Origin of the sequence: Synechococcus sp. H55.2 (genome assembly GCF_047462495.1) — a bacterium.
Taxonomy (GTDB): domain Bacteria; phylum Cyanobacteriota; class Cyanobacteriia; order Thermostichales; family Thermostichaceae; genus Thermostichus.
This window is the reverse complement of sequence record NZ_JANSJH010000048.1, coordinates 12394-19032: the sequence shown is the minus strand read 5'-3', so window position 1 is coordinate 19032 and position 6639 is coordinate 12394. Positions and strand designations below refer to the sequence as shown.

General features: G+C 60.8%; 7 protein-coding genes. All 7 read right to left on the bottom strand.

Annotated elements, in window-relative coordinates:
• On the bottom strand, positions 1-1547 hold a 1547-nt coding region (locus NW844_RS07375; protein WP_414334742.1), incomplete at its 3' end, for an NAD(P)H-quinone oxidoreductase subunit N.
• A gap of 144 nt (positions 1548-1691) precedes the next feature.
• Positions 1692-2951: a gas vesicle protein GvpJ gene (gene gvpJ / locus NW844_RS07370; RefSeq protein ID WP_414334741.1), complete on the bottom strand. Its 1260-nt coding sequence runs from the start codon at positions 2949-2951 to the stop codon at positions 1692-1694.
• Positions 2952-3061: 110 nt separating this feature from the next.
• Entirely contained in the window at positions 3062-3541 is a 480-nt protein-coding gene (locus NW844_RS07365) for a peptidylprolyl isomerase (RefSeq protein WP_414334743.1), read from the bottom strand.
• A gap of 241 nt (positions 3542-3782) precedes the next feature.
• A complete protein-coding gene (locus tag NW844_RS07360) occupies positions 3783-4238 on the bottom strand; it encodes a phosphate-starvation-inducible PsiE family protein (RefSeq protein ID WP_414334740.1) in 456 nt (151 codons plus the stop codon).
• A gap of 40 nt (positions 4239-4278) precedes the next feature.
• On the bottom strand, positions 4279-4440 hold the full coding sequence (locus NW844_RS07355; RefSeq protein WP_414334739.1) for a DUF2256 domain-containing protein: 162 nt from the start codon (positions 4438-4440) through the stop codon (positions 4279-4281).
• Positions 4441-4471: 31 nt separating this feature from the next.
• Positions 4472-6118, bottom strand: a complete 1647-nt coding sequence (locus tag NW844_RS07350; RefSeq protein ID WP_414334738.1) for a CTP synthase — start codon at positions 6116-6118, stop codon at positions 4472-4474.
• 53 nt (positions 6119-6171) lie between these two features.
• Positions 6172-6639, bottom strand: a 468-nt coding sequence (locus NW844_RS07345; protein WP_414334737.1) for a hypothetical protein, incomplete at its 5' end; no start/stop codon positions are given.

Genomic DNA, 6639 nt, shown 5'->3' with positions numbered 1-6639 from the left:
CCCGCAACTGTCAGAGAAGGGCTGGTCGCCTCTGGAGCAAAAGCCTGGGCTGTCGGGAACCCCAAAAACGGGCTTTGCTCCACCGCCTGGGTGGAGAGAGTAAAGAGCGGATTGGAGAGGATCCCGGCAAAGATCGTGGCCACCAGCGTCAGCACCATGCCCACCCGCAAAGCCGGCATGCCTTCGGCCTGCCAGTTCGTCTCAGGGTAGTTTTGCACCGAAAGCGACATCTCCTGCGGCTCTTTCACCACCATGGTTTTCACTACCCGCACGTAGTAGTAGATGGAGATGACGCTGGTCACCAAGCCCACCAGCACCAGCGTGTAAGCCCCTGCCTGCCAGCCGGCCCAGAAAAGATAGAGCTTGCCGAAAAAGCCCGCCAGCGGCGGCAACCCGCCCAGAGAGAGCAGACAAATGCTCAGGCAAAGGGTGAGGAAGGGATCCTTCTGATAGAGGCCGCTGTACTCGTTGATTTCGTCGGTGCCGGTCTTGAGGCTGAACAGGGTGACGCAGAGAAAGGCTCCCAGGTTCATGGCCAAATAGACCATCAGGTAAAAAATCAAGCTGGCATAGCCCGCTTCGGTGCCCGCCACCAACCCAATCAAGACAAAACCCGCCTGCCCAATGGAAGAATAGGCCAGCAGGCGCTTGAGGCGGGTTTGGGCGATGGCCACCACGTTCCCCAGCACCATGGTCAAAATGGCCAGCACCGAGAGCACCGCCCGCCACTCTTCCGTCATGGCCGGGAACGCAGTGGCCAGAAAGCGAATGGCCAGGGCAAAACCTGCCGCTTTGGATCCCACCGACAAAAAGGCCACCACCGGCGTCGGGGATCCCTCATAAACATCAGGAGTCCACTGGTGAAAAGGCACCGCCGCCAGCTTAAAGCCAATGCCGCCCAGGCAGAACACCAAGGCAAGGATCCCCACCAGGCCGGCATTGGCCAGGTAGGGCGCGATGGCCGCCAATTGGGTCTGCCCCCCCGACAGGCCGTAGAGCAGCGACATGCCGTAGAGGAAGATGGCCGTGCTGCTGGCCCCCGTCAAAAGGTACTTCAGGGCTGCCTCGGAAGAACGCGGATCCCGCTTGGTGTAGCCGGCCATCAGGTAGCTGGCGATGCCCAGCGTTTCCAAGGAGACGAACACCATGATTAAATCCGTCGCCCCGGCGAGGAACATGCCCCCCAAGGTGGCGGTGAGGAGCAACACATAAAACTCGCCAGTGGGTGTCCCCGCCTGGGCGATGTAGCGCTCCGCCATCATCACCGTCAGAGCTGCCGTTGCCACCACCAGGCCCCGGAAGAGAATGCTAATTGGATCCGCCGCAAAGCTGCCCAAGAAGCTCTCCAATTGGGGCTGCTGCCATTGCAACACCAAGGTCACCAAGGCTCCGATCAAGCCGAAGATGGAGAGGATCGGAAGATTTTTGCGCGCCGCCGACCCACCCACCAGATCCACCACCAAGACAATCAACAGCGTGAGGGTGACCACCACCTCTGGCCAAATGGCGTCGGCATGCAGGTTTCCGGTTGGGGCGAAGACATCCATAGGAGAAGACTATGAAGAGAGGTTAACGGGATCCAAAGCCAGCATACCGCGATTTCTGGGCTCTCTTCTCTCTTCAGGCATGGCTTCTCCCAATTATCTCAATCAAGACTCTCAATGCTCAGGCCACTCTTGATCACAGCCCCGCTAGAGCTTGGCGCTAGAGGTGAGCACCAGTTTTAGGCGGGCGTGGATGAGATCCAAGTCCGCCAGCCCCAGGTCGATCTCGCCGTCGATGACAATGCCGGTGTGGATCAGCCGATCCAACAACTCCAGCAGGGATCCCTCGCCGTGGGGTTGGCCGGGGTAGTAGTCCCCCTGACGGGGCAGAAGCGTGCCCAGATCTCCCAAGTCCAGGTTGAGATCCGCTGGGTCGATCTCCAGCAGGGCGCAGAGTTGCCGAATTTGCTGGCGCAGGGCTTGCAGGCTGCTGCCGGCCCGCTCAATTTGCTCTGCAGAGAGGCGATTGGCTTCCATCTGGCGTACCACCTGAGCTTCCATCAACTGCCGCAGCAGCTCCACCAAGGTCAGCACCAGCGAGGCCAAACCGGCTTCCGGGCGTTTCCGGCCAGGGGTGAAGTCTTCCGGGCTGGCCGGGCTGACAGCAAGGCGAGGGGAAGGAACAGGCAGGGCCAACCACTGCTCAAAGGGCTGGCAAAACTGTTCTAGGCTGAGCAAATGGAGACGGGGATCCCGAGCGGCCGCTTCCCGCTCCTCCGGCAGGTTGTAGCCCCACTCGGCTAAAAACAAGAGCACCTGCTCCAGTTCCAGTACGCTCTGCACCTGGCGCAGCGTCTGCAGGCGATCCTCGACAAACCAGAGTTCCTCAGGCGCTACCTGGGTCGCTGCTAGCAGCCGCTGTAAGGTGGTGGCCTTGGGGGCCTGCACCTCCTTGCCCAGAATACGGTGGCGCGGCAGTTGGATCCCTTCGCGGAGCAAAAGCTGCTGGATAAACCGCCCCTCTTTGGTGCTGAGAATGGCCAGGCGCGGCTCTCCGGCAGCCTGGATCTGGCGCATCCAGGCCGTCACCCCTGGATAAAAGCGGTGCAGCCCCAGCCAGCCCTGCAGATCTTCTTCGATCCAGCGATCCCGCACCTTATCCAGGGCTTGGGCCAAAGCCCGCTCGGAAACCCCCCCCTGCTGCAACAACTGCTGACGCCAGCCCGGCCAGTCTTGGCGCAAGTCCTCTTCGGGGATCCCTTGCTGCAGCCCCCACAGCAGCAGAGGCATCTCCCAGCCGGTCTCGATTAGGGGTCGCAGGCGGTCGAAGGCAGGGCGCAATGGCTCCAACTGGGCAGGGGCCAAACCCCACACCTGACTACAAACTCGACAGGAAGAAGCAAAGTACTCCGCCCGTCCGTCGCAGAGCACACCATCAAAATCCAGAACTAGAATGCGGGGGGACATTCGCCGGGGCCTAGCGAACTCCATAACTGAGTCCCCCATAGAGCAAGTTGCAAAAATGGGGCCAGAGGCCAAGTTAATTTAACCAAACTGTTTCGCCGGATTGGCCCAACCTAGTTCGATTCCGAGATACGAACAGACTTGATCGCGACCGGATTCAGCGGGCGATCCTGAGGGCCTGTGGGCGCCGTGGCAATTTTATCCAACACGTCCTCCCCCTCGATCAGTTGGCCGAAGATCGTGTAGTTGGGCGGCAGCGGGTAGTCGGCATGCATGATGAAGAACTGGCTGCCATTGGTGTTGGGGCCGGCGTTGGCCATGGCCAAGGTTCCTCGCGTGTAGGAGCGCTGCACCGGCTCATCGGGAAAGCGGTAGCCTGGCCCGCCTCGCCCCGTGCCAGTGGGATCCCCGCCCTGAATCATGAAGCCCCGAATGACCCGGTGAAAGATGACGCCGTCGTAGAAATGATCTCGGGCCAAGAAGACAAAGTTGTTGACGGCAAGGGGAGCTTCCTGTGGGAACAGCTCCAAAACCATCGTGCCGGCGGTGGTCTCCAGCGTGGCTGTATAGGACTTGGCCGGGTCGATCACCATTGGCGGGGGACTGTTGTAGGTTTTCACGGTTTTGCCCAACTGTTGTGCCAGGAGCAAATCGTAAGAAGAATGCGGGCGGGCCAGAGCGGGAAGAAAGCCAGATCCCACCCAAAGCAGCACCGCCAGCACAGCTAGCTTCAACAGGTGGGCAACCCCTGAGGGCACGCGCATCTCTCTTGCCAGAAAGCTCCGCCCCTATCCTATCAGGATTTGTCCAGGCCCGCCCTTCGCTCGACAGGGATCAAGGCTTGGCTCGTCGCACCAGCCAGTAGCTGACGGAGAGAGCTAGCGTCGCTGCTGCCAGCCCAATGAGATCCAGGCCCCCCAGCTTCTCAAAATCGAAAATAATGATCTTGCGCGCCACCGCGATCAAAGAAGTCACAATCACCAGCTCTACCTGCACCACCTGCTTTTGCAAGTAGGCGGTAATGTTCTCCAGAATCTCCAGCGCGATCAGGATATTCAAAAAAAGGCCGAAGATCTCGATCAAAGTGGTGGAGAAAAAGCCAGTCGGCTCCTGCAGCAGATCGGCCACCAGGAAGCGGGCCAAATCCACCACGGCCACCCCAATCAGCCCGATCATCAAGATGGAAAGCAGCTTCGAGATCAGACTTTCTAGGCGGGTAATGGCCCGCAGAAAGGGATCCTCCTCTTCCGTTTCGTGAGGATTGTGCAAGAGCCACTTGAGAAACCGCATGCCACCCCCCTTTGACGACCCCATTATCTGCCCCAGACGTCTAGGAGGATCGGGATCCCTTGGAGCGATGGTTGCGACACCGCTCAGAACAGTATTTCACCTCCGGCCAACAGTCGGCCCACTTCTTGCGCCAGGTGAAGGGCCTGCCGCAGGTGAGACAGATTTTGCTCGGCAAATCCGACTTCTTCCGGTGGCGGGGCATGGCGCGCTGGAAACAACAACCCTTGGATAACTTAACCAGATAACTGCCCTGTGTTCTGCAACTGCAAGGCTTGAGGCCGGGAACGGTTGTGCAGGGCAGCTTGGATCAATCCCAAAAAGAGGGGATGGGGGCGGTTGGGGCGGGAGCGAAACTCGGGATGGAACTGGGTGGCAATGAAGAAAGGGTGGCTGGGCAGCTCGATGATTTCCACCAGGCGGTTATCGGGCGAGACGCCGCTGATGACGTAGCCGGAATCCAGCAATAGGCTGCGGTAGGCGTTGTTGAACTCGTAGCGATGGCGGTGGCGCTCGTAGATGATGGCCTCGCCGTAGAGCTTGGCCGCCAGGGTGTCGGGCAAAATGCGGCAGGGATAGAGGCCCAGGCGCAGGGTTCCGCCCAGATCCTCTACATCTTTCTGCTCCGGCAGCAGGCTGATGACGGGGTGGGGGGTGTCGGGATCGAACTCGTAGCTGTTGGCCCGCTCCAGATGGGCAATGTGGCATCCCCAGTCGATCACCGCACACTGCATGCCCAGGCACAGCCCTAGGAAGGGGATGCCCCGCTCGCGCACATGGCGGATGGTGGCCACCTTGCCCTCGATGCCCCGGCTGCCAAACCCCCCCGGCACCACCACGCCGTCCACACCGGCCAGCAGGGCTTCTGGCCCCCGCTCCTCAACTTCTTCAGAAGAGATCCAGCGCAAGGTAACGCCGGCATTGAGGGCCAGGCCTGCATGGCGCAGGGCTTCCGCCACTGAGAGGTAGGCATCGGTGAGGCGCACGTATTTGCCGACAATGGCAATTTCTACCCGCTCTTGAGGGTGGTGCAGCCGCTGCACCAAGAGCTCCCACTCGCGCAGATCCGGCTGCTGCGGATCCAGGGTGAGGATCTGCAAAACCCGCTGCGCCAACCCTTCCTGCTCCAGCACCAAAGGCACATCGTAGATGCTGGGGGCATCCTGGGCCTGGATGACACATTCCACCGGCACGTCGCAAAACTCGGAGATCTTCTCCTTGAGGCCGCGGGGCAGGGGCTGCTCGCAGCGGCACACCAACACGTCCGGCTGAATCCCGATCGAGCGCAGCTCCTTGACCGAGTGCTGGGTGGGCTTGGTTTTCATCTCCCCCGCCGCCCTGATGAGAGGCACCAGGGTCACGTGCACGTAGGCCACATTGGCTCGGCCCACATCTTTGCGAAATTGGCGGATGGCCTCCAAGAAGGGCAGCGACTCGATGTCCCCCACCGTGCCCCCCACCTCCACCAGCACCACATCGGCGTTGGTCTCGCGCGCCACCCGCCGGATGCGCTCTTTGATCTCCTGCGTAACATGCGGGATCACCTGCACTGTGCTGCCCTGGTAGTCGCCCCGCCGCTCCTTGTAGATCACCGCCTGGTAAATGGCGCCGGTGGTGACGTTGTTGAGCTTGGACATGTTGGTGTCGGTGAAGCGCTCGTAGTGGCCCAAGTCCAGATCCGTCTCGGCGCCGTCGTCGGTGACGAACACTTCCCCGTGTTGGTAGGGGCTCATGGTGCCGGGATCCACATTGATGTAGGGATCCAGCTTTAAAATCGACACAGTGTAGTTGCGGGACTTGAGCAGACGGCCCAGGCTGGCCGCCACAATGCCTTTGCCGATGCTGGAGACGACTCCGCCGGTGACGAAGACAAACTTGGTCATACCCCGGATCCCTTGCCCTCTTCTGAATTATGCCAGGGATGGCGGGGATCCCATTAGCGCAGAGAACGGATGGGGCCGTTGTAGAGGATGGTGGTCTGGAAGGTGCGCCGATCCACCCGCACCTGGGTTTCGATGCTGGGCCGAGTAAAGCCGGGCTCGCCGCCGCGGAAGGTGAAGATCCAGGCATCTGCAAACTCTTCAAACGGCGCGTCGATGGCCGCCCCGTGCATGGAAGCTTCGGCGCGGTAGCGCTGCAAGCCCCCGTTGGCAATTTCAGCCGCTTGGCGGGCCAGGTTTTTGGCCCGGTTGAGATCGCGGAAGTAGCGGCTCACCTCTTCAAAACTGCCCCTGGGCAGCGGTCTCCGGGATCCAGGGGGGGCTGGTCGGGGTTGGGGATCCGGCACGATCGGCAGGGTGGGAATATCCTGGCTGGGGGGCAGCGGCTCCACCGGGATAGGAGTTCGGGAAGTTTCTGGGAAAAGAGGGGTGATCCCCTGTGCCTGGGCAGACAATAGGGATCC

Excerpts from the sequence above, each read along its gene's own strand:
- gvpJ (WP_414334741.1), bottom strand. The coding sequence starts at position 2,951 with ATGTCCCCCCGCATTCTAGTTCTGGATTTTGATGGTGTGCTCTGCGAC.
- NW844_RS07365 (WP_414334743.1), bottom strand. The coding sequence starts at position 3,541 with ATGGTGATCGACCCGGCCAAGTCCTATACAGCCACGCTGGAGACCACC.
- NW844_RS07360 (WP_414334740.1), bottom strand. The coding sequence starts at position 4,238 with ATGCGGTTTCTCAAGTGGCTCTTGCACAATCCTCACGAAACGGAAGAG.
- NW844_RS07355 (WP_414334739.1), bottom strand. The coding sequence starts at position 4,440 with ATGCCCCGCCACCGGAAGAAGTCGGATTTGCCGAGCAAAATCTGTCTC.
- NW844_RS07350 (WP_414334738.1), bottom strand. The coding sequence starts at position 6,118 with ATGACCAAGTTTGTCTTCGTCACCGGCGGAGTCGTCTCCAGCATCGGC.